Source organism: Pseudomonas sp. PS02288 (assembly GCF_029959715.1).
GTDB lineage: Bacteria > Pseudomonadota > Gammaproteobacteria > Pseudomonadales > Pseudomonadaceae > Pseudomonas_O > Pseudomonas_O kuykendallii.
Genome location: NZ_JASCPA010000059.1, coordinates 12,585 through 34,125, shown reverse-complemented (window position 1 = coordinate 34,125; position 21,541 = coordinate 12,585). Strand labels below are relative to the sequence as shown.

The following is a 21,541-nucleotide window of genomic DNA, read 5'->3' as shown; positions in this document are numbered from 1 at the left end:
GCGCACCCTAGGACGAACCTCGCGCCCGAAGCGATCCGCCGCTCCGTAGGGTGCGCCGCGCGCACCGCGAAGTTCGCCGTGCCTAGGCCCAACCCTCCAGGCGCATCCCGGCGCGCACCAGGCGCTGCTCTTCCTGCTCGATCTCGCGCAGGTTGTCGCGAATGCTCTGGATATGGTCGCGCGCCGCGCGCTGCGCCTGATCGGGCAGGCGGCCGATCACCGCCTGGTAGAGGCGCGCGTGCTGGCGGTCGATCTGGCGCTTCTGCAACGGCCGGTGGTAGAGGTTGTTCACCGAGGCGTAAACCGTGCTGAGCATCAGGTCGGTGAGCGATTGCAGCGTGTGCACCAGCACCGGATTGTGCGACGCCTCGCAGATCGCCAGGTGGAAGGCGTGGTCGAGACGCGCATGTTCCCTCGGGTCGGTGCCCTGGCCCTCGTGGGCCGCGAGCATTTCCTCGTAGCGCCGGCCGAGCAGGACGAAATCCGCGTCGGTGCCCCGCAGCGCCGCCAGCCGCGCCGACTCCGCCTCCAGCAGCACGCGCACTTCCAGCAGGTCGTAGAGCGTGCGCGGCTGCGAGCTGAACAGGTGCATCAGCGGCGTGGCATCGCGCTTGCCGGACAACGAGGCGACGAACGAGCCGCGGCCCTGGGCGGTCTCGATGATGCCGTGGCCGCGCAGCACGCGCAGACCCTCGCGCAGCGCCGAACGCGACACGCCGAGCTTGTCGCACAGGCGCCGCTCCGACGGCAGCGCCTGGCCGACCTTGAGCACGCCGTCGACGATCAGGCGTTCGATGCGCTCGGCGACCCGGTCGGCGACCTGGCCACGTTCGCTGGGCGTTTCCGTAAGCATCCTTCACCTCGTCGCACTGGTAGGACCAGGTAAAACCCGCCAGTCATGAGTGAACGGCCGGTTATCTCTGACTGCCATTGTGCCTGGCTTGCAGCGATCTTTACGACCAATGCCCCTGCAAAAACTGGTAGGACCAGTGCTACCAGCGATGGACGCGCGCGCGGACGCCGGCGCACCATGCGACGCATACGCGCCTACCTCGACCGGACGGCGCGAGACAACAACGACAATAGAGCTGACCGAGCCTGATATGAACATCCTCTATGACGAGCGTGTCGACGGCGCGTTACCGAAGGTCGACAAGCAGGCGCTGCTCACCGAGCTGCGCCGGCAATTGCCCGACCTGGACATCCTGCACAGCGCCGAAGACCTCAAGCCCTACGAGTGCGACGGCCTCTCCGCCTACCGCACCACGCCGATGCTGGTGGTGCTGCCACGCCAGATCGAGCAGGTCGAAACCCTGCTCAAGCTGTGCAACCGGCTGAAGGTTCCGGTGGTCGCCCGCGGTGCCGGCACCGGGCTTTCCGGCGGCGCACTGCCGCTGGAACAGGGCATCCTGCTGGTGATGGCGCGCTTCAACCGCATCCTCGAGATCGATCCCGCCGGGCGCTTCGCCCGCGTGCAGCCCGGCGTGCGCAACCTGGCGATCTCCCAGGCCGCCGCGCCCCACGACCTCTACTACGCGCCGGACCCGTCCTCGCAGATCGCCTGCTCCATCGGCGGCAACGTCGCCGAGAACGCCGGCGGCGTGCACTGCCTGAAGTACGGCCTGACCGTGCACAACCTGCTCAGCGTGGAAATCGTCACCATCGAGGGTGAGCGCATGACGCTCGGCTCGGACGCCCTGGACAGCCCCGGCTTCGACCTGCTGGCGCTGTTCACCGGGTCCGAGGGCATGCTCGGCGTGGTGGTGGAAGTCACCGTCAAGCTGCTACCCAAGCCGCAGGTCGCCAAGGTGCTGCTGGCCAGCTTCGCCTCGGTGGAAGCCGCCGGGCGCGCGGTCGGCGACATCATTGCCGAGGGCATCATCCCCGGCGGGCTGGAGATGATGGACAACCTGGCGATCCGCGCCGCCGAGGACTTCATCCACGCCGGCTACCCGGTGGACGCCGAGGCGATCCTGCTCTGCGAACTGGACGGCGTCGAAGCCGACGTACATGCCGACTGCGACCGCGTGCGGTCGGTGCTGGAGAAGGCCGGCGCCAGCGAAGTGCGTCTGGCCCGCGACGAGGCCGAGCGCGTGCGCTTCTGGGCCGGTCGCAAGAACGCCTTCCCGGCAGTGGGGCGGCTGTCGCCGGACTACTACTGCATGGACGGCACCATCCCGCGGCGCGAGCTGCCTGGCGTGCTGCAGCGCATCGGCGAGCTGTCCGGCGAATTCGACCTGCGCGTGGCCAACGTCTTCCATGCCGGCGACGGCAACATGCACCCGCTGATCCTCTTCGATGCCAACCAGCCCGGCGAACTGGAGCGCGCCGAGGAGCTCGGCGGCAAGATCCTCGAACTCTGCGTGGCGGTGGGCGGCAGCATCACCGGCGAACACGGCGTCGGGCGCGAGAAGATCAACCAGATGTGCTCGCAGTTCAACTCCGACGAGCTGACGCTGTTCCACGCGGTGAAGGCGGCCTTCGACCCAGAGCGCCTGCTCAACCCCGGCAAGAACATCCCGACCCTGCACCGCTGCGCCGAATTCGGCGCCATGCACATCCATGCCGGACAGCTGCCCTTCCCCGAACTGGAGCGTTTCTGATGAGCGTCGAACCACGCGCAACCGGCAGCCGCGACGCCGACATCAGCGAACGCCTGCTCGCCGACGTTCAGCAGGCGCTGGCATCCAACACCCCGCTGGCGATCCGCGGCGGCAACAGCAAGGCGTTCCTCGGACGTCCGGTTCAGGGCACGGCGCTGAGCACCGCCGAGCACCGCGGCATCGTCAACTACGACCCCACCGAGCTGGTCATCAGTGTGCGCAGCGGCACCCCGCTCGTCGAGCTGTGCGCCGCCCTGGAAGCCGCCGGGCAGATGCTGCCCTTCGAGCCGCCCGCGTTCGGCGCCGCGGCCACCGTCGGCGGCACCGTGCTCGCCGGGTTGTCCGGCCCACGGCGGCCATGGGCCGGTTCGGCGCGCGACTACGTGCTCGGCGCGCGGGTCATCACCGGGCTGGGCAAGCACCTGCGCTTCGGCGGCGAAGTGATGAAGAACGTCGCCGGCTACGACCTGTCGCGGCTGATGGCCGGCAGCTTCGGCTGCCTCGGGCTGGTCACCGAAGTCTCCCTCAAGGTGCTGCCCAAGCCGCGCCTGTGCACCAGCCTGCGGCTGCAGATGGACACCCGCAGCGCGCTGGCGCGGCTTTCCGAATGGGGCCAGCAGCCGATTCCGATCAGCGCCGCCAGCCATGACGGGCAAGCGCTGCACCTGCGCCTGGAGGGCGGGGAAGGTTCGGTGAAGGCAGCCTGCGACCGCCTCGGTGGCGACCCGCTCGATGCCGGTTACTGGGAACGGCTGCGCGAACACCGGCTGGATTTCTTCGCCGATGGCCGCCCGCTGTGGCGCCTGTCGCTGCCGAACAACGTCGGCGAGCTGGCCCTGCCCGGTGAACAACTGATCGACTGGGGCGGTGCGCAGCGCTGGCTGAAGTCCGACGCCGACGAGGCACAGATCCGCGCCATCGTCGGCGAGGCCGGCGGCCACGCCACCTGCTACAGCGCCGGGCACACCGACACGCCCTTCCAGCCGCTGGCCGCGCCCCTGATGCGCTATCACCGCCAGCTCAAGGCTCAGCTCGATCCGCAGGGAATCTTCAATCCCGGGCGGATGTATTCCGAGGTCTAACGCGTGCAAACCAATCTCTGCGACCAAGCCAAACGCCTGGAACAGGCCGCCGAAGCCGAGCGCGTGCTGCGCAGCTGCGTGCACTGCGGCTTCTGCAACGCCACCTGCCCGACCTACCAGTTGCTCGGCGACGAGCTGGACGGCCCGCGCGGGCGCATCTACCTGATCAAGCAGTTCCTCGAAACCGATGTGGTGACCGAGAAGACCCAGTTGCACCTGGACCGCTGTCTGACCTGCCGCAACTGCGAAACCACCTGCCCGTCCGGCGTCGAGTACCACAAGCTGCTGGACATCGGCCGCGCCGCGGTCGAGGCACGGGTGCCGCGCTCGCCGGGCGAACGCGCGCTGCGCGCCGGGTTGCGCGCCGTGGTGCCGCACGCCGGGCTGTTCAAGGCGTTGATCCGCACCGGCCAGGCGTTCCGTCCGCTGCTGCCGGAAGCGCTCGAGAACAAGCTGCCGCGCCACGCGCGCCCGGCCAAGGCACGCCCGCTGGCGCGCCATGCGCGGCGCGTACTGATGCTTGAAGGCTGCGTGCAGCCAGGGCTGTCGCCGAACACCAACGCCGCCACCGCACGGGTGCTCGACCGCCTGGGCCTGAGCGTCGAGCCGGCCCGCGAGGCCGGCTGCTGCGGCGCGGTGGACTATCACCTGAACGCCCAGGAGAAGGGCCTGGAGCGTGCCCGGCGCAACATCGACGCCTGGTGGCCGGCGATCGAAGCGGGCGCCGAGGCGATCCTGCAGACCGCCAGCGGCTGCGGCGCCTTCGTCAAGGAATACGGCCACCTGCTGCGTGACGATCCGGCCTACGCGGCGAAGGCCGCGCGGGTCAGCGAACTGGCCAAGGATCTGGTCGAAGTGCTGCGCGAGGAACCGCTGGAGAAGCTCGGCATCCACGCCGACCGGCGCCTGGCGTTCCATTGCCCGTGCACCCTGCAGCATGCGCAGAAGCTCGGCGGCGCGGTGGAAGGCGTGCTGTCGCGGCTCGGCTTCCACCTCACCGCGGTGCCCGACGGCCACCTCTGCTGCGGCTCGGCCGGCACCTATTCGATCACCCAGCCGGAGCTGTCCAGGCAACTGCGCGACAACAAGCTCAACGCGCTGGAGAGCGGCAACCCGGAAGTCATCGTCACCGCCAACATCGGCTGCCAGACCCACCTCGACGGCGCCGGCCGCACGCCGGTGCGGCATTGGATCGAGCTGGTCGAGGAGGCGCTGCACTAGCGCCGCACGAGGTGCGCATGGCGCACCCTACGGACGAGGCCACCGCGCCGGTGTCGTAGGGTGCGCCGCGCGCACCGGAAGAATGAAGCGCGAAGTGCAGACGTAGGGTGGATGACGCCTTTTTCATCCACCGTTGCACCGCCCGGTGGATCGGTGAAGCGCGATCCACCCTACGCGCCCGTCCGCACCGGGTCGTAGGGTGCGCCGCGCGCACCGGCATTCAATCAGAGGCTGTGCGGCCGCTCCCAGTAGCCGGGCTGGTTGTACTGCGCCTTCAGGAAGTCGATGAAGCAGCGCACCTTCGCCGGCAGGTAGCGTTGCTGCGGGTAGACCGCCTGGATGTCGTAGTCCGGCAGGGCGAATTCGTCGAGCACGGTGACCAGTTCGCCGCGCTGCAGCTCCGAGTGGATCTCCCAGGTCGAGCGCCAGCCGATGCCCAGGCCCTGGCGAATCCAGGCGAACAGCAGCTCGCCGTCGTTACAGGCGAGGTTGCCGGCGACCTTCACGGCCACCTGGCGACCATCGCGCAGGAAGGTCCAGCCGCGGTGCTGGCCGCCCTTGAGGTTGAACGCCAGGCAGTTGTGCCGGGCCAAGTCCTCGAGGGTTTCCGGCCGGCCGTGCTCGGCGAAGTAGCCGGGCGTGCCGCACACCACGCGGCGGTTGGGGAACAGCTTGATCGCCACGTAGTTGGGGTCGGTGACCGCGCCGATGCGAAGGCTCATGTCGTAGTTCTCGCCGATCAGGTCGATCACGCTGTCGGTGAAATCGAAGGACAGCTTGAGCTCCGGAAACAGCTTCTGGAACGCCAGCACATGGGGCGCGACGTGCAAACGGCCGAACGACGCGGGCGCGGACACCACCAGGTGGCCGCTGACCGACGACGAACTGCTGCTGATGCTCGCCTCCACTTCGTCGAACTCGCGCAGCAGGTGGCGGGCGCGCTCCAGCAGTTGCTCACCGGGCTCGGTGAGGGTCAGCCCGCGGGTCGAGCGGTGCATCAGCTTCACCCCCAGGCGCCGCTCCAGGGCGTCCAGCCGGCGGCCGAGAATCGCCGGGGTGACGCCCTCGCTGAGCGCGGTGGCGGCGAAACTGCCGCGCTGGGCAACCTGAACGAAGCTGTGCAACTCGGTATAGCGGCTCATTCGATACTCCTGATGTCGGCAGAAACCCAGTCATCGGGCCCGCGGCCGAACGCCTGATACAGCGGCCCACCTCAATAAAATAGCGACCGACGCCCGTAGGCAGGCTCGTCGACACCTGCATGACCGTGGCCCCCGCGCAACTGCGCTCTGGCGGGGACGGGCAGACTGCCCTTTCCGGCTGAAGCGACACCCATCCACGATGCCACTCGGTCCCTGCGCCCGCCGAGAGTCCGCCATCGCCTCGCTGTCACGCCTCCCCAGCGGCGGCTGACGCGCGTGCGCCGCCATGATCGAGCCCTAGTCGGCCGAGCACGGAATCACTCGCCGGACCAGTTTGCCGATGGTCAACCCCTGCCCCAGGATCGAGAACACCACCACCAGATAGGTCAGCGACACCACCACGTCACGGGCTTCGCCGGCAGGCAGCGACAAGGCCAGCGCCACGGATATGCCGCCGCGCAGGCCGCCCCAGGTCAACACGCTCCAAGCGCCTTTGGGCAACCGGAAGCGCCGGCCCAGCAGCGCTATAGGCGCCCCGACTGTCAGCAGCCGCGACAGCAGGGTCAGCACGATGACCATCAGCCCGGTGACGAACAGCGAAGCACTGAACTGGATGAGCACCACTTCCAGCCCGATCAGGACGAACAGCACCGCGTTGAGAATCTCGTCGATCAGCTCCCAGAACATGTCCACGCTCTTCTTGGTCTGCTCCGACATCGCGTAGGAGCGCCCCTGATTGCCGACGATCAGGCCCATCACCACCATCGCCAGCGGACCGGAAACATGCAGGTGGGTCGCGAGCGCATAACCACCGAGCACCGCCGCCAAGGTGATCAGCACTTCTTCCTGGTAGCTGTCGATGCTCTTGAGCATCCGGTAAGTGACATACCCGACGACGGCTCCCAGCAGCGCGCCTCCGCCCGCCTCCTTGAGCAGAAGGTGCGACGCGGTAGAAACCGACGGCGCCTCACCACTGGCGATCATCGCCAGGATCAGCGAGAACAGCACGACGCTCACACCGTCGTTGAACAGGGACTCGCCGGAGATCACCAGCTCGACGCTTTTGGGGGCGCCCGCGGACTTCAGGATGCCCATCACCGCGATCGGGTCGGTGGGCGAAATCAGCGCGCCGAAGACCAGGCAATAGGAAAGCGGCAGGTGCAGTTCGGTCAGCGACAGCAGCCACCAGAGCACGGCACCGATGAACAGCGTGGACACGGTCGTACCCACCACGGCAAGGGATGCGACCTGCCATCGATAGGCGCGCAATTCCGAGAGATTGACGTGCATCGCTCCGGCGAAGAGCAGCAGCGACAGCATGCCCTCCATCAGCAACTCGGAGAAATCGATGGACTCGACCAGCGACTGTTCAAGCGTGTGCAGCGCATGAAAGCCCAGCGCATCGGATGCCATGTTCAGCAAGGACAGGCTCAGGGCAATTCCCATCACGCCGATGGCGGGCGGCAGGCCCACGTAGCGGCGGTTGAGAAAGGCGAGTACCGCCGTGATACAGAGAAAAACCGCGATGATGTCCAGCATTGGCCAAAGGGCTCCTTGAAAGGCAATCCGTTTCGGTGAGGCTCGCAGGCAGAGAACGACAGCGCGCATTGTCCCCCGGTGAGCCTGCGGTGTCGCATGCGAAGGCCTTCGGCGAGACTTCGGCCGACTCCGCGCGAACGGCCACAACCCGCCGATTCCGCCCTCCTGCGATTCAGCGCCTGCGATGAACGTCGGGCGGCGATCCTGCCGGGCATTCGCCGCGCGCGCCGGCGCCTGGCCGGAGCCGCTCGCCGGCATTACAGTCGTTCCTCTGTGCGTGAACGTTCACCTGGGTTCCATCACAGGGGCAGTCGATACTTCTGGTATCGACAGAAAGCCATATTCAGCGGTTCATCCGCAACGGCCGCTGCGCCATCCTGCTGGTACGACCCCGTGCGGCGAATCGTTTCGGCGCAGGCGTTCGGCAATTATCGCCGCGCCGTGGTCTGAAGACACCGATCTCCAGCGCCGCTGCTAAGGGTTAGCGATGATCGTCGCAGCGCGTCATTTCCCAACAATAACGAGGCCTCCCATGCTTAGCAAAGCCGTACTCAGCCAGACCGAAGTCAGCCGCATCCTCGCCGCGGCCCGTAACGAAGCCCAGCAGAACGGCTGGGCCGTGACCATTGCCATCGTCGACGACGGCGGCCACCCGCTGGCGCTGGAACGCCTCGACGGCGCGCCGGCAAACAGCGCCTACATCGCCCCGGAAAAGGCCCGCAGCTCGGCCCTTTCGCGCAAGGAAACCAAGGCGCTGGAAGACATGGTCAACGGCGGCCGCACCGCCTTCGTCACCGCACCGCTGATGACCTCGCTGGAAGGCGGCGTGCCGGTGCTGGTCGATGGCCAGCTGGTCGGCGCCGTCGGCGTATCCGGGGTCAAGGCCGATCAGGATGCGCAGGTCGCCAAGGCCGGCATCGCCGCCCTCTGAGCCCCGCGGATCAGCCGCGCGTCGGCCCGCGAAGAGCACCTGCCCCGCGGGCCGCGCGATAGATGAACAGGCTGCAATCGTTACCCGAACAAGAGAGAGACCGAACATGACCGAACGCGTAACCCTCAATCGCCTGCAGGTCGCCGCCAACCTGCAACGCTTCGTCGACGACGAAGTTCTGCCCGGCAGCGGTATCGACAGCGCCGCCTTCTGGGCCGGCTTCGATGCCCTGGTCCATGACCTCGCGCCGAAGAACCGCGCGCTGCTCGCCGAACGCGACCGCCTGCAACGGGAGCTGGACACCTGGCACAAGGCCAATCCGGGCCCGGTGCGCGATCTGCCCGCCTACCGCAGCTTCCTCGAATCCATCGGCTACCTGCTGCCGCAACCGGACAGCGTCACCGCACGCACCGCCAACGTCGACCGCGAGATCGCCGAGCAGGCCGGCCCGCAGCTGGTGGTGCCGGTGATGAACGCGCGCTATGCGCTGAACGCCGCCAATGCACGCTGGGGCTCGCTGTACGACGCGCTCTACGGCACCGACGCGATCAGCGAGGACGGCGGCGCCGGCAAGGGCCCGGGGTACAACGAAGTGCGCGGCGCCAAGGTGATCGCCTTCGCCCGCGCCTTCCTCGACCAGGCCGCGCCGCTGGCCAAGGGCTCCCACGCCGATGCGCAACGCTACCAGGTGGTTGGCGGCCAGCTGCAGGTCGCACTCAAGGACGGCAGCACCAGCGGCCTGGCGCAGCCCGGGAAGTTCATCGGTCACCAGGGCGACGCCGACCAGCCGGTCGCCCTGCTGCTGAAGAACAACGGCCTGCACTTCGAGATCCAGATCGACGCCTCCAGCCCCATCGGCCGCACCGACGCCGCCGGGGTCAAGGACGTGCTGATGGAAGCCGCGCTGACCACCATCATGGACTGCGAGGACTCCATCGCCGCGGTCGACGCCGACGACAAGGTGGTGGTCTACCGCAACTGGCTGGGCCTGATGAAGGGCGACCTGGTCGAGGAAATGGACAAGGGCGGCAAGCGCATCACCCGCCGCCTCAATCCCGACCGCGAGTACACCGCCGCCGACGGTTCCAGCCTGACCCTGCATGGCCGCTCGCTGCTGTTCATCCGCAACGTCGGCCACCTGATGACCAACCCCGCGGTGCTCGACGGCGAGGGCAACGAGGTGCCGGAAGGCATTCTCGACGGCGTGTTCACTAGCCTGATCGCGCTGCACGACATCCAGCGGCGCGGCAACTCGCGCAGCGGCAGCGTCTACATCGTCAAGCCGAAGATGCACGGCCCGGCCGAAGTGGCCTTCGCCAACGAGCTGTTCGGCCGCGTCGAGGACCTCCTCGGCCTGCCGCGCCACACGCTGAAGATGGGCATCATGGACGAGGAGCGACGCACCAGCGTCAACCTCAAGGCCTGCATCGCCGAGGCGGGCGACCGCGTGGCGTTCATCAACACCGGTTTCCTCGACCGCACCGGCGACGAGATGCACACCGCCATGGAAGCCGGCGCGATGCTGCGCAAGGGCGACATGAAGGGCAGCGCCTGGATTCAGGCCTACGAGCGCAACAACGTGCTGGTCGGGCTGTCCTGCGGCCTGCGCGGTCGCGCGCAAATCGGCAAGGGCATGTGGGCGATGCCGGACCTGATGGCAGCCATGCTGGAACAGAAGATCGGCCATCCGAAGTCCGGCGCCAACACCGCCTGGGTGCCGTCGCCGACCGCCGCCACCCTGCACGCGCTGCACTACCACCAGGTGGACGTGCAGGCCGTGCAGCAGGAGCTGGAGAAGATCGACCTCGCCAGCCAGCGCGACGACCTGCTCGCCGGCCTGCTCAGCGTGCCGGTGGCCGCCGAGCGCAACTGGAGCGCCGCGGACATCCAGCAGGAGCTGGACAACAACTGCCAGGGCATCCTCGGCTACGTGGTGCGCTGGGTCGAGCAGGGTGTCGGCTGCTCCAAGGTGCCGGACATCCATGACATCGGCCTGATGGAAGACCGCGCCACGCTGCGCATCTCCAGCCAGCACATCGCCAACTGGCTGCACCACGGCGTGGTCGGCGAAGCGCAGGTGCGCGAAACGCTGGAGCGCATGGCCAAGGTGGTCGACGGGCAGAACGCCGGCGATCCGCTGTACACGCCAATGGCCGCCGACTTCGGCAAGTCCTTCGCCTTCCGCGCCGCCTGTGACCTGGTGTTCAAGGGTCGCGAGCAACCCAGTGGCTACACCGAGCCGCTGCTGCATCAGTGGCGCCTGGCGTTCAAGAAAGGCTGATACGAAGGCGTAACTGCCAGGCGAACGCGACCGCGAACCGCCCGGCGCCAACGAGGCCCCGAGCATGCCGCGCATGCCGGGGCCTGTTCTTGTCCGCCAATCGGCGGGCGCACCGACGCTCCGCTTGGCGGATCGGGCGTTCTGCGATAGGTTGCCGACGCAAACCGTGAGCGTCGCCTGAGGTAGATATGAAGAAGTGGCAATGTGTTGTGTGTGGGCTGATCTACGACGAAGCCGAGGGCTGGCCGGATGACGGCATCGCCGCCGGCACGCTCTGGCAGGACGTCCCCGAAGACTGGCTGTGCCCCGATTGCGGCGTCGGCAAGAGCGACTTCGAGATGATCGAAATCGCCTGATCCGCGCCCCGAAACCCCGCGGCGGCCCCCAACGGCCGCCGTTTTTTTGTCCGTCGCAGGCGCGGCGGGCCGCGGCGAATTGGCGAACGCGGCGCTTTGCGCTACGGTCGTCGGCCCGCCCCATCCTCGACGGAGAGATTTCATGAGTGCACCCCTGGTGATCATCGGCACCGGCCTGGCTGGCTACAACCTCGCCAGGGAGTGGCGCAAGCTGGACGGCGAAACTCCGCTGCTGCTGATCAGCGCCGACGACGGCCGCTCCTACTCCAAGCCGATGCTCTCCACCGGCTTCGGCAAGGACAAGGATGCCGATGCGCTGGTGATGGCCGACCCGGGCGCCATGGCCGATCAGCTCAAGGCCGAGGTGCGCACGCACACCCGCGTCACCGGCATCGACCCCGGACACAAGCGCCTGTGGATCGGCGAAGAAGCCGTCCCGTACCGTGACCTGGTGCTCGCCTGGGGTGCCGAGACCCTGCGCGTACCGGTGGCCGGCAATGCCCAGGACGCGATCTTCCCGATCAACGACCTGGAGGACTACGCGCGCTTTCGCAGCGCCGCGGCCGGCAAACGCCGCGTGCTGATCCTCGGCGCCGGGCTGATCGGCTGCGAGTTCGCCAACGACCTCAGCCTCGGCGGTTTCCAGGTGAGCCTGGTGGCGCCCTGCGAGCAGGTGATGCCGGCGCTCCTGCACCCGGCCGCCGCCCGCGCGGTGCAATCCGGGCTGGAAAGCCTGGGCGTGAACTTCCACCTTGGCCCAACCCTGGCCAGTCTCGACCGCGTCGGCGACGGCCTCGACGCACACCTATCCGACGGCTCGCGGATCGCCTGCGACCTGGTGGTCTCCGCCATCGGCCTGCGCCCGCGCACCGACCTCGCCGCTGCCGCCGGGCTGCAGATCAACCGCGGCGTGATGGTCGACCGCCAGCTGCAGACCTCCCACGCGAACATCTACGCACTGGGCGACTGCGCCGAGGTCGACGGCCTCAACCTGCTCTACGTGATGCCGCTGATGAGCTGCGCCCGTGCGCTGGCGCAGACGCTGAACGGCACGCCGACCGCGGTGAGCTACGGCCCGATGCCAGTGACGGTGAAGACGCCGGTGTGCCCGCTGGTGGTCTCGCCGCCGCCCCGTGGCAGCCAGGGCGAATGGCAGGTCGAAGGCAGCGGCGCGGACATCAAGGCCCTGTGCCTGGGTCCCGGCGGAGAGCTGCTCGGCTACGCCCTGACCGGCAGCGCAGTGCAGGAGAAACTCGCGCTGAATCGACAGCTGCCGGCTCTTCTGGCGTAAATGCCGTCCGCTCTGTCGCAAAAAGCCTCGAGTTCCCGTCGCCAGTCTCGAGCCACGACTGGCGCGGGCTCCGGAGGCATGCCATCCTCCCTGAGGTCTGCCGCAGCGCAGAGCTGTTGCGGCGCCTAAGGCGCTGTTCGGGAAGAGCAGCACGGACACAACAACAATAACCGTCAAAGAGGCATCTATGCGCAAACCGGAACTCGCCGCCGCCATCGCCGAGAAGGCAGACCTGACCAGAGATCAGGCCAATCGCGTACTCAACGCCGTTCTCGATGAAATCACCACTGCACTGAACAAGAAGGACAGCGTGACGCTGGTCGGATTCGGCACCTTCGTGCAACGCCACCGTGGAGCCCGCACCGGGAAGAATCCGCAGACCGGAGAGCCGGTGAAGATCAAGGCCAGCAACACCGTCGCCTTCAAACCGGGCAAATCGCTCAAGGACGCCGTCAACTGACGCCGCCAACCCTTCGGGAACGGCCCTCTCGTCTGCCGCGAAGGGCCGTCTCCGAGGGGCGCTCCAGCCCGCTGCCGAACCACCCGCCAAACCACCCGAAAGTCCAGCTGTGAGGGGCCGGGCGAGCCGCTAGAATCGCGCCGCCGTGTCAATTCTCCCTCGAGGCTGCGCATGAAATTCCGCTTTCTTCTCTGGATGCTGGGCCGAATGATGGCCAAGGCAAGCCGCGACAACCCCGCCTTCCGCCAGCAGCTGGCCGGCAAGGATCTGGTCTTCCAGCTTCACACCCTCGACGGCAAGCTCGCCCGCCACTACATCGTTCGCGACGATCGCGTGGTCGGCAAACGCGGGCCGGCGGTGGCACCCGCCTTCGCCCTCGGCTTCAAGGATGCGGCCTACGGTTTCGCCACCATGACCGCGAAGAACAAGCAGCTGGCGTTCATGCAGGGCATCCAGAACAAGGACATCCAGATCCAGGGCAACCCGGCGCTGGTGATCTGGTTCCAGGGCCTGACCAAGTACCTGGCGCCGAAGAAGAAAAAGCCGGTGGACAAAGCCGCCTGAGGCGCTCGTACAACGAAAAAGGGGCCTCGCGGCCCCTTTTCCACATCGGCTGGATTCAGTTCGGTTTGCCGAACTGCGACGCCAGCTCGCGCAGCGCGGCTTCGGCGGCGAGTACCTTGTTCACCGCGTCGCTGGCTTTCTCGCGGGTGATGTCGAGGCGCTCGAAGAGGCTGTCGGGAATCTCGCTCTCGGGACCGGAGCCGATGCCATGCGCACGCAGCAGGCGCACCGCGAGGAACACTAGGTTCGGGTAGACCGCGTAGTCGCCGTCGTAGTCCGGATCGTTCTGGAAGCGCAGCGCGGTGCACAGCTCTTCGGGCATGTCCCAGTGCTGCATCAGCCAGCCGCCAATCTGCTCGCGGGTGATGCCCAGCAGGTGATGCTCGACGATGCTGTGGTCGATGTGCGGATTGACCTCCAGGTGCCGGCAGATCAGCGAGAAATGCGGCGGGAAGACGTGCGCCAGCACCAGGTAGCCGAAATTGTGCAGCAACCCGGCGAGGTAGGTGAGGCCGGCCTCCGGGCGGTGCGTGCGCGGCATCGCGCGGGTCAGGCCCTCGATCACGGCGGCGGTGTAGATCGCCTGGTGCCAGTAGGGCGTGGCCTGCTGCGGATGATCCTTGGGCAACGCCAGGGTCTTGCCCAGCGCCAGGCCGAGGGCCAGGTTAATCACCAGATCGAAGCCGAGCACCCGGACGATGGCGTCCTCGACCGAGCGGATCTTGCCCGGCGCCGCGTAGTAGGGCGACGCCGCCCAGCTGACCACCTGGGCCGCCAGCGCGGGATCAGTTTCCACCACCCCGGTGATGTCGTCGACGCTGGCGCTCGGATCGACCCGCAGCTTGACGATCTTCTGTGCGGTCTCGGCCAGCGGCGGAATCTCGATGGTTTCCTCCAGGCGCTGCTGGATGCGACGTGCGGTGAACGCCTGCACCGCCTGGATGATTTCGGCACGGTCGTCGTGCGGGCGTTTCAGGTTCGGCCGGATGTTGCTCAGCGGCTCGCCAAAATGCGCGGAGCTGGCCTTGTTCAGCAACGCCTTGAAGCTGTCGCCGGCGATGTCCAGCAGCAGCCCCGGCTGGCCCGACTCGATGCTCAGCTCGCGCTGCTGCAGCAGTCGCTCTTCGTACAGGCATGGCGAGCTGGTCAGCATCGGCAGCGCCGGAAGCAGGCTCAGTGCGTGCTTGCTCAGCATCTTTTCCAGGCGCTCGGGCTTCACTGCAGTGAGCTGGCGCCCTGTCAGTTCGGCCAGGCGGCCGAGGTCGAGCATCTGGCTGCGCGGGTAGAGCACCAGCAGCGCGCCAACGGCGTCCTCGAGCAGCACCGCCTGTACCCGCTGTTCCGGGTTCAACGCGCCCTGCTCGCTGCGCTCCTTGAGAGGCAGGCCGAGCTTCTCCAGCAGTTGCATGATCAGCGCAGGGGTTTGGGGCGTATCGTCGGAGACAAGCGCGACTTCGGTCATCAACTGATTCCTACAGGCATTTGTTCCGAAGTATACCCATCGTTTTCGCCGAGCGCGGCCTCCCCCGGCAGGCGGCGCGTGAGCGCCGTCACACCTGGCCGTATTGCTGGCCGTGGCGCAGCCAGCGTTCGAGCAACGGGCTGACATGCTGCGGCCATTGCGCCAGCAGGGTCTGCGCCGCATCGCGCACCGCCGGCAGCAGCTCGGCGTCGCGCATCAGGTCGGCGACCTTGAACTGCAGCAGGCCGGTCTGGCGGGTGCCGAGCATCTCGCCGGGGCCGCGCAGCTCGAGGTCCTTCTCGGCGATGAGGAAACCGTCGCAGGTCTCGCGCATGATCGCCAGGCGCTCGCGGCCCATCTGCGACAATGGTGCGTGATACAGCAGCACGCAATGGCTGGCCGCGCTGCCGCGACCGACCCGCCCGCGCAACTGGTGCAGTTGGGCGAGGCCGAGCCGCTCGGGGTTCTCGATGATCATCAGGCTGGCGTTGGGCACGTCGACGCCCACTTCGATCACCGTGGTCGCCACCAGCAGCTGCAGCTCGCCCTGCTTGAACGCGGCCATGATCTCGGCCTTCTCGGCCGGCTTCATGCGCCCGTGGATCAGCCCGACACGCACCTCGCCGAGCGCCGCGGTCAGCTCCTCGAAGCTGGTCTCGGCCGCCTGGCAGGTCAGCTCCTCGGATTCCTCGATCAGCGTGCACACCCAGTACGCCTGGCGTCCTTCGCGGCAGGCGGCGCGGACCCGCTCGACCACTTCCAGGCGGCGGCTGTCGGCGATCACCAGGGTGTTCACCGGCGTGCGCCCCGGCGGCAGTTCGTCGAGGATCGAGGTGTCGAGGTCGGCGTAGGCGCTCATCGCCAGCGTCCGCGGGATCGGCGTGGCGGTCATGATCAGCTGGTGCGGGCAGAGTCGCCCGTCGATGCCTTTCTGCCGCAATGCCAGGCGCTGCTGCACGCCAAAGCGGTGTTGCTCGTCAATGATCACCAGCGCCAGGCGGGCGAACTTCACCTCGTCCTGGAACAGCGCATGGGTGCCGACGACCATCGGCGCTTCGCCGGCGATGCGCTGCAGCGCCGCCGCGCGGGCCTTGCCCTTGAGCTTGCCGGCGAGCCAGGCGACCTCGATGCCGAGCGGTTCCAGCCAGCGGCTGAAATTGATGAAGTGCTGCTCGGCGAGGATCTCCGTGGGCGCCATCAGCGCCACCTGGTAACCCGCCTCCAGCGCCTGCAGCGCGGCCAGCGCGGCGACCACGGTCTTGCCGGCGCCGACATCGCCCTGTACCAGGCGCAGCATCGGCTCGTCCTGCGCCAAGTCATAGGCGATCTCGGCGCCGACCCGGCTCTGCGCGCCGGTGGGCGCGAAGCCGAGGTTGCGCAGGAATCGCCCTGGCAGCTCGCGCGCAGGCGGCAGGCTCGGCGCCTGCTGCGCGCGTACCGATTCGCGCAGGCGCTGCAGCGACAGCTGGTGGGTCAGCAGTTCCTCGAACGCCAGGCGCCGCTGGGCCCAATGCGCGCCCTCGGCGAGCTCCTCGAGATCGGCATCGGGCGGCGGGCGGTGCAGGTAGCGGATCGCCTCGGCCAGCGGCCCGAGGTGGTGGTCGCGAGCCAGTTCATCGGGCAGCCAGTCCGGCAGGCTGTGCGGCCCGAGACGCGCCAGCGCCTGCTGGCTGAGCTGGCGCAGGCGCTGCTGGGTGAGGCCTTCGGTGGTCGGGTAGATCGGCGTCAGCGTCTGCTCCACCGGCATGTCCTGCGCATCGCTGAGCGCGCGGTATTCCGGGTGGTAGATCTCCAACCCGGTGGCGCCGGGGCGGACTTCGCCGTAGCAGCGCAGGTGACTGCCGCGCTTGAGGCCGTCCTTCTGCGCCTGGCTGAAGTGGAAGAAGCGCAGGCTGAGCGTGCCGCTGCCGTCCTGCAGGCGCACCAGCAAGCTGCGGCGCCGGCCCATGACCACGTCGGCACCGGCGACGATGCCTTCGATCACCGCGTCCTGGCCCGGACGCAGCGCGCCGATGGGCGTGACGCGGGTGCGGTCCTGGTAGCGCAACGGCAGGTGGAAGAGGACGTCCTGCAGGTTTTCCAGGCCAACCTTGGCGAGCTTCTCGGCGAGCGCCGCGCCCACGCCCTTCAGCGCAGTCACCGGGACCTGGGCGAGTTCGGTCATGCCGTTTGCACGGCATCCTGCGGGCGCGCGACCGAGCAAAGGCGGATCGAGTCGGCCAGCACTTCGATGGCCTTGGGCCGCGGGAAGCTGGCGCGCCAGGCGATCGCCACGGTGCGCCACGGTGCGGGCGCCGTCAGCGGACGCACTTCGATCACGCCGGGGGCGTAGTGATGGCTGTCGACGGCGGAGAACGGCAGGATCGATACGCCGAGCCCCGAGGCAACCATGTGGCGGATGGTTTCCAGCGAGCTGGATTCGACCGTGGTGTGCTTGGCCGCTTCCTCGCCCTTGCGCAGGGTCGGGCAGGCTTCCAGCACCTGGTCGCGGAAGCAGTGGCCCTCGCCCAGCAGCAGCAGGCTCTTGTCGTTGAGCAGCTCGCTGTCGATGGTCTTCTTCGCGGTCCACGGATGGCCGGCCGGCATCAGCACGTAGAACGGCTCGTCGTACAGCGGCTTGGTCAGCACGTCGGCTTCGTTGAACGGCAGCGCGACGATGATCGCGTCCAGCTCGCCGGTGCGCAGCTTGTCGCGCAGCACGTGGGTGAAGTTTTCCTCGATGTACAGCGGCATCTGCGGGGCGACCCGGTGCAGCTGCGGGATCAGGTGGGGGAACAGGTAGGGACCGACGGTGTAGATGGCGCCGACCTTGAGTGGCGCGGCGAGCTGGTTCTTGCCGGCCTGGGCCAGCTCACGGATGCCCTGGGCCTGCTCGAGCACCTTCTGCGCCTGGGTGACGATGCCCTCGCCGGTCGGCGTCAGGCGCACCGCGCTCTTGCTGCGCTCGAAGATCAGCACGCCGAGTTCGTCTTCGAGTTTCTTCACACCCACCGACAGCGTCGGCTGACTGACATGACAACGATCCGCCGCGCGGCCGAAATGCTGCTCCTGGGCGAGGGTGACGATGTAGCGCAGTTCGGTGAGGGTCATGAGTGTCTTCCATTGAGTGCAGCCAAGCATAACGGCTGCACCCGATGGAACCAACCGCTATGGCCGACGGGCGTCGGCCGCGAATCCCGGAGCCGGCCGGCGACCTGGCGAGTTGGCGAGTTGGCGAGTTGGCGAGTTGGCGTCAGACAAGGCCTGGGCGGCCGAGCGGTAATGCCTGGTTGCGCGGAGTGATGATCGGTATCAGCTTCACTCGTCCTTCGGGCCGCGCCGCCGCGCGTTGGCCGCAAGCACGGCCCGGAGGTATCTGGCCGGCCCGTTTCACCGCAATCTGGCCGATGCGCCGCCGTTGTCAGCTGCGTTTGAGCTCATAGCTCAGCGGCATGATGATCTCGATCGTGCCGTCGTTTAGCAGCTCCGGCGGCGGCTTCGGCAGCGGTTGCGCCTTGCGGATCACTTCGAGCGTGGCGCGGTCGATCAGCCGGTTGCCGGAGCGGCCGACCAGCTCATAGGCCAGCACGCGGCCTTCGGCATCGACCGTGAAGCGCAGGCTGTTGGTGCGGATGCCGGGCTTCTCGCCGCGCTTGGCGGCTTCCGGGTATTTCTGGAAGCGCGCCAATTGCGTCTGTAACTGGCTCTGCCAGGTCTGCTTGGCCTGCTGCCGGGCGATCGAGACGCTCGGCGCCTCGGATGCCGCGGGCGCGGATGCACGCTCGGGAGGCGCCGGCTCGGCATCTTCCTCGGATTTCTCCGGGGTCGGCTGCGGCGGCTTGGGCTCCGGCGGTTTTTCCTGAATGGGCTTCGGCTTGGGCTTGACCACCGGTTTGGGCTTGGCCAAGGCGATCGTCGGCTTCGGCGCTTCGACCAGTTTCGGCTCGGGCTCCGGTTCCGGCTCGGGCTCTACCTTCGGCGGCGGGGGCGGCGGTTTCACCGGAGCGGGCTCCAGCTCGACCATCATCGCCGCGGGCGGCAGCTCCACCGGCGGCGTGTGCGGACGCCAGAACAGCGCCCAGCACGCCAGCCCGACATGCAGACCGAGCACCAGCAGCAGGCTGACGCCCCACAGCGACAGTGTGCGCGATCGACTCATTTTCCGACGGTCTCGAGTCCCACCAGGCCGATCTTCAGGTAGCCGGCGCCGCGCAGGGCGTCCATGACTTCCATCAGGTTGCCGTACTCCACGGCGGTGTCACCCCTGACGAAGATGGTCTTGTCCTTGTCGCCGCCGGTCAGCGCGTCCAGGGTCGCGCCGAGCTTTTCCTTGGCGACCGCGTCGTTGCCGACGAACAGGCTCTGGTCTTCCTTGATGCTCAGGTAGATCGGCTTGTCCGGGCGCGGCGCGGGCTTGGCGGTGGACGCCGGCAAGTCGAGCTTGACGTCCACGGTGGCCAGCGGCGCGGCAACCATGAAGATGATCAGCAGCACCAGCATGACGTCGATGAAGGGGGTGACGTTGATCTCGTGGGACTCGACGAGGTCATCGCCCCCTTCGTTCAGATGCAGGCCCATGGTTCAGCCCACCTTGGCCACGTGCGGCGCCTGGCTGCGTTCGCCCGGCGTCGGCAGATGATCGAGGTCGCGGCTGACCAGCAGCAGGACCTGGGCGGAAGCGTCGGCGACCTGCGCCTTGTAGCCGGTGATGGAGCGGGCGAAGACGTTGTAGATGACCACCGCGGGAATCGCCGCGACCAGGCCCAGCGCGGTCGCCAGCAAGGCTTCGGCGATACCGGGAGCGACCACGGCGAGGTTGGTGGTCTGCGATTTGGCGATGCCGATGAAGCTGTTCATGATGCCCCAGACGGTACCGAACAGGCCGACGAAGGGCGCCGTGGAGCCGATGGTGGCGAGCACGCCGGTGCCCTGGCTCATGTTGCGCCCGCAGGCGGCGACCAGGCGTTCGAGGCGGAAGCTGACGCGCTCCTTGATGCCGTCCTTTTCCCTGCTACCGGCAGACAGCTGCAGCTCTTCCTGCGCGTCCTCGATCAGCAACTGGCTGAAGCTGTGCTTCACGCGGGCCTGTTCGGCGGCCTGGTTGAGCGTGCGCACGCCCTTCAGCTCGACCAGTTCGCGACGCAGGCGGCGCTTGGCGCGCAGCAGCTCCAGGCCCTTGGCGATCCAGATCGTCCAAGTGATCACCGAGGCGATGGCCAGGCCGATCATCACGCCTTTAACGATGACGTCGGCATTCTGGAACATGCCCCAGGGAGACAGGTCGTGCGGCAGGCCGTTTTCCGTCTCGGCAGCGGCCAGTGCCTCGGCGTCGGCATCGCTCGGCGGCGCCGCGGCGTCACCCTGCGGCGCGGGCTGCGCGCTGGCGTCGACGGCCGGCTGCTGCGACGCGTCGCCCGCCGAAGCGGCGTTCTGAGCCGGAGCAGCCGCGGGGGCGTTGGTGGTGCCTTCGCTCTGCTGGGCGAAACCGGCAACCGGCGTCAGCAGCAGGCTGAACAACAGGGCGCCGAGAATGCGAGACAACGGCTGGGCGCTGGAGAGGATGGATTTCATGCGGGCCTGACCTGAGAAGAAAACAAAGGCAATTACCGGGCGTTTTGCACGCCGGACCGGAAGGCCTGCCATTATTGCAATTAATTCTTGTTTGTAAACTGAAATGCTTCGCGCCCTTACGGTCGCCCGGCTCGGAAAGCGGCGAGGCAGCCGCTATGCTGCTCTTTTTTTGCGGAGCACGCCGATGTCCGAACACCCTTCGCTGCTGATCGCCGGATGCGGGGATATCGGCTGCCGTCTCGGCGAGCGGCTGACCGCCGCCGGCTGGCTCGTCCACGGCCTGCGACGAAACGTCGCCGCACTGCCCGCGGCGGTGCTTCCAGTCGAGGGTGATCTGGCCGCGCCAGACGTGCCCGCGCAGTGGCCGGACGCCGCCCCCGACTACGTGGTGTACGCCGCCGCGGCCAGCCAGCATGACGAGGCCGGCTACCGCGACGCCTACGTCGACGGCGTGCGCCATCTGCTCGGCTGGCTGCGGCAGCGCAACCAGCGGCCGCGACGCCTGCTGTTCGTTTCCAGTACCGGGGTCTATGCCCAACATGACGGCGAATGGGTGGACGAGCGCTCGCCTACCCAGCCGACCGGCTACACCGGCCGGATCATGCTGGAAGCCGAGCGGCTGGCGCTCGCCAGCGGCCACCCGACCAGCGTGGTGCGCATGGCCGGTCTTTACGGACCGGGCAGTCGCTGGCTGATCGAGCAGGCCCAGCAGGGCTATCGGGCGAGCCGCGAACCGCCGCTGTACGCCAACCGCATCCACCGCGACGACGCCGCCAACCTGCTGGCGACGCTGCTGCAGGCGGACGCCGCCGGTCAGCCGCTAGACGACTGCTACCTGGGCGTGGACGACACGCCGGCGCCGTTGCACGAGGTGATCGACTGGCTGCGCGGACGCCTTCGGGTCGGCGACGTGCCGGACCAGCCGCTGTCGCGGCGCGCCGGCAGCAAGCGCTGCAGCAACGCCCGCGCGCTGGCGCTGGGTTGGCGTCCGGCCTATCCGAGTTACCGCGAAGGCTACGCGGCGATGCTCGACTGAGCCGGCGGCCGCCGCGAGGCATG

At 67.9% G+C, this 21,541-nt stretch carries 19 protein-coding genes; 10 read left to right on the top strand and 9 right to left on the bottom strand.

Translation table 11 applies throughout. From position 1 onward, the window contains the following. Window positions 1–82: 82 nt before the first annotated feature. Window positions 83–853: a transcriptional regulator GlcC gene (gene glcC / locus QMX85_RS19575; protein WP_273234597.1), complete on the bottom strand. Its 771-nt coding sequence runs from the start codon at window positions 851–853 to the stop codon at window positions 83–85. Between the two features lie 250 nt (window positions 854–1,103). Here glcC and glcD point away from each other — a divergent pair, with 250 nt between their 5' ends. The 3 genes from glcD to glcF are packed head-to-tail and all read left to right on the top strand — an operon-like array spanning window position 1,104 to window position 4,906. Continuing rightward, on the top strand, window positions 1,104–2,603 hold the full coding sequence (glcD, locus tag QMX85_RS19570; RefSeq protein WP_282343686.1) for a glycolate oxidase subunit GlcD: 1,500 nt from the start codon (window positions 1,104–1,106) through the stop codon (window positions 2,601–2,603). Further along, on the top strand, window positions 2,603–3,685 hold the full coding sequence (gene glcE / locus QMX85_RS19565) for a glycolate oxidase subunit GlcE (protein ID WP_282343684.1): 1,083 nt from the start codon (window positions 2,603–2,605) through the stop codon (window positions 3,683–3,685). Before glcD ends, glcE begins: the two co-directional genes overlap by 1 nt. A gap of 3 nt (window positions 3,686–3,688) precedes the next feature. After that, window positions 3,689–4,906, top strand: coding sequence for a glycolate oxidase subunit GlcF (glcF, locus tag QMX85_RS19560; protein WP_273234601.1), 1,218 nt, complete (start codon window positions 3,689–3,691; stop codon window positions 4,904–4,906). Window positions 4,907–5,130: 224 nt separating this feature from the next. On the opposite strand, the gene QMX85_RS19555 is transcribed toward glcF, so the two are convergent. Then, window positions 5,131–6,048 (bottom strand): LysR family transcriptional regulator, encoded by a 918-nt coding sequence (locus tag QMX85_RS19555; RefSeq protein WP_090224752.1) that lies wholly within the window; start codon window positions 6,046–6,048, stop codon window positions 5,131–5,133. A gap of 297 nt (window positions 6,049–6,345) precedes the next feature. Further along, complete coding sequence (locus QMX85_RS19550) at window positions 6,346–7,587, bottom strand: sodium:proton antiporter (RefSeq protein ID WP_282343692.1); 1,242 nt, start codon at window positions 7,585–7,587, stop codon at window positions 6,346–6,348. 532 nt (window positions 7,588–8,119) lie between these two features. Between QMX85_RS19550 and QMX85_RS19545 the strand changes: the two genes are divergently transcribed. The 6 genes from QMX85_RS19545 to QMX85_RS19520 all read left to right on the top strand — a co-directional run bounded on the left by QMX85_RS19545 (window position 8,120) and on the right by QMX85_RS19520 (window position 13,470). After that, entirely contained in the window at window positions 8,120–8,518 is a 399-nt protein-coding gene (locus QMX85_RS19545) for a heme-binding protein (protein WP_282343682.1), read from the top strand. A 106-nt stretch (window positions 8,519–8,624) separates the two neighbouring features. Beyond that, on the top strand, window positions 8,625–10,799 hold the full coding sequence (locus QMX85_RS19540) for a malate synthase G (protein ID WP_282343680.1): 2,175 nt from the start codon (window positions 8,625–8,627) through the stop codon (window positions 10,797–10,799). Between the two features lie 188 nt (window positions 10,800–10,987). Then, entirely contained in the window at window positions 10,988–11,155 is a 168-nt protein-coding gene (locus QMX85_RS19535; protein WP_090224747.1) for a rubredoxin, read from the top strand. A 142-nt stretch (window positions 11,156–11,297) separates the two neighbouring features. Beyond that, entirely contained in the window at window positions 11,298–12,446 is a 1,149-nt protein-coding gene (locus tag QMX85_RS19530) for an FAD-dependent oxidoreductase (RefSeq protein ID WP_282343676.1), read from the top strand. 166 nt (window positions 12,447–12,612) lie between these two features. Further along, a complete protein-coding gene (locus QMX85_RS19525; protein ID WP_255964714.1) occupies window positions 12,613–12,906 on the top strand; it encodes an HU family DNA-binding protein in 294 nt (97 codons plus the stop codon). Window positions 12,907–13,077: 171 nt separating this feature from the next. Next, the gene (locus tag QMX85_RS19520) at window positions 13,078–13,470 is read left to right on the top strand and encodes a helicase (RefSeq protein ID WP_282343674.1); all 393 of its coding nucleotides are present in this window, start codon (window positions 13,078–13,080) and stop codon (window positions 13,468–13,470) included. Between the two features lie 55 nt (window positions 13,471–13,525). Here QMX85_RS19520 and QMX85_RS19515 read toward each other — a convergent pair whose 3' ends face one another. The 6 genes from QMX85_RS19515 to exbB all read right to left on the bottom strand — a co-directional run bounded on the left by QMX85_RS19515 (window position 13,526) and on the right by exbB (window position 20,482). Then, on the bottom strand, window positions 13,526–14,932 hold the full coding sequence (locus QMX85_RS19515) for an aminoacyl-tRNA deacylase and HDOD domain-containing protein (protein ID WP_282343672.1): 1,407 nt from the start codon (window positions 14,930–14,932) through the stop codon (window positions 13,526–13,528). Between the two features lie 88 nt (window positions 14,933–15,020). Then, a complete protein-coding gene (gene recG, locus QMX85_RS19510) occupies window positions 15,021–17,096 on the bottom strand; it encodes an ATP-dependent DNA helicase RecG (RefSeq protein WP_273234837.1) in 2,076 nt (691 codons plus the stop codon). Next, entirely contained in the window at window positions 17,093–18,022 is a 930-nt protein-coding gene (locus QMX85_RS19505; protein ID WP_090224735.1) for a hydrogen peroxide-inducible genes activator, read from the bottom strand. The genes recG and QMX85_RS19505 overlap by 4 nt, the downstream gene beginning before the upstream one ends. Window positions 18,023–18,332: 310 nt before the next feature. After that, window positions 18,333–19,070, bottom strand: coding sequence for a TonB family protein (locus QMX85_RS19500; RefSeq protein ID WP_282343667.1), 738 nt, complete (start codon window positions 19,068–19,070; stop codon window positions 18,333–18,335). After that, entirely contained in the window at window positions 19,067–19,489 is a 423-nt protein-coding gene (gene exbD / locus QMX85_RS19495) for a TonB system transport protein ExbD (protein ID WP_090224732.1), read from the bottom strand. The genes QMX85_RS19500 and exbD overlap by 4 nt, the downstream gene beginning before the upstream one ends. Before the next feature lie 3 nt (window positions 19,490–19,492). Further along, on the bottom strand, window positions 19,493–20,482 hold the full coding sequence (exbB, locus tag QMX85_RS19490; RefSeq protein ID WP_282343665.1) for a tonB-system energizer ExbB: 990 nt from the start codon (window positions 20,480–20,482) through the stop codon (window positions 19,493–19,495). Window positions 20,483–20,666: 184 nt separating this feature from the next. Here exbB and QMX85_RS19485 point away from each other — a divergent pair, with 184 nt between their 5' ends. Further along, the gene (locus tag QMX85_RS19485) at window positions 20,667–21,518 is read left to right on the top strand and encodes an NAD-dependent epimerase/dehydratase family protein (RefSeq protein WP_282343664.1); all 852 of its coding nucleotides are present in this window, start codon (window positions 20,667–20,669) and stop codon (window positions 21,516–21,518) included. The last annotated feature ends 23 nt before the right edge of the window (window positions 21,519–21,541 follow it).

Coding starts and splice junctions, on each gene's coding strand:
- glcC (WP_273234597.1), bottom strand. CDS start 853: ATGCTTACGGAAACGCCCAGCGAACGTGGCCAGGTCGCCGACCGGGTC.
- glcD (WP_282343686.1), top strand. CDS start 1,104: ATGAACATCCTCTATGACGAGCGTGTCGACGGCGCGTTACCGAAGGTC.
- glcE (WP_282343684.1), top strand. CDS start 2,603: ATGAGCGTCGAACCACGCGCAACCGGCAGCCGCGACGCCGACATCAGC.
- QMX85_RS19555 (WP_090224752.1), bottom strand. CDS start 6,048: ATGAGCCGCTATACCGAGTTGCACAGCTTCGTTCAGGTTGCCCAGCGC.
- QMX85_RS19550 (WP_282343692.1), bottom strand. CDS start 7,587: ATGCTGGACATCATCGCGGTTTTTCTCTGTATCACGGCGGTACTCGCC.
- QMX85_RS19545 (WP_282343682.1), top strand. CDS start 8,120: ATGCTTAGCAAAGCCGTACTCAGCCAGACCGAAGTCAGCCGCATCCTC.
- QMX85_RS19540 (WP_282343680.1), top strand. CDS start 8,625: ATGACCGAACGCGTAACCCTCAATCGCCTGCAGGTCGCCGCCAACCTG.
- QMX85_RS19535 (WP_090224747.1), top strand. CDS start 10,988: ATGAAGAAGTGGCAATGTGTTGTGTGTGGGCTGATCTACGACGAAGCC.
- QMX85_RS19530 (WP_282343676.1), top strand. CDS start 11,298: ATGAGTGCACCCCTGGTGATCATCGGCACCGGCCTGGCTGGCTACAAC.
- QMX85_RS19520 (WP_282343674.1), top strand. CDS start 13,078: ATGAAATTCCGCTTTCTTCTCTGGATGCTGGGCCGAATGATGGCCAAG.
- QMX85_RS19515 (WP_282343672.1), bottom strand. CDS start 14,932: ATGACCGAAGTCGCGCTTGTCTCCGACGATACGCCCCAAACCCCTGCG.
- recG (WP_273234837.1), bottom strand. CDS start 17,096: ATGACCGAACTCGCCCAGGTCCCGGTGACTGCGCTGAAGGGCGTGGGC.
- QMX85_RS19505 (WP_090224735.1), bottom strand. CDS start 18,022: ATGACCCTCACCGAACTGCGCTACATCGTCACCCTCGCCCAGGAGCAG.
- QMX85_RS19500 (WP_282343667.1), bottom strand. CDS start 19,070: ATGAGTCGATCGCGCACACTGTCGCTGTGGGGCGTCAGCCTGCTGCTG.
- exbD (WP_090224732.1), bottom strand. CDS start 19,489: ATGGGCCTGCATCTGAACGAAGGGGGCGATGACCTCGTCGAGTCCCAC.
- exbB (WP_282343665.1), bottom strand. CDS start 20,482: ATGAAATCCATCCTCTCCAGCGCCCAGCCGTTGTCTCGCATTCTCGGC.
- QMX85_RS19485 (WP_282343664.1), top strand. CDS start 20,667: ATGTCCGAACACCCTTCGCTGCTGATCGCCGGATGCGGGGATATCGGC.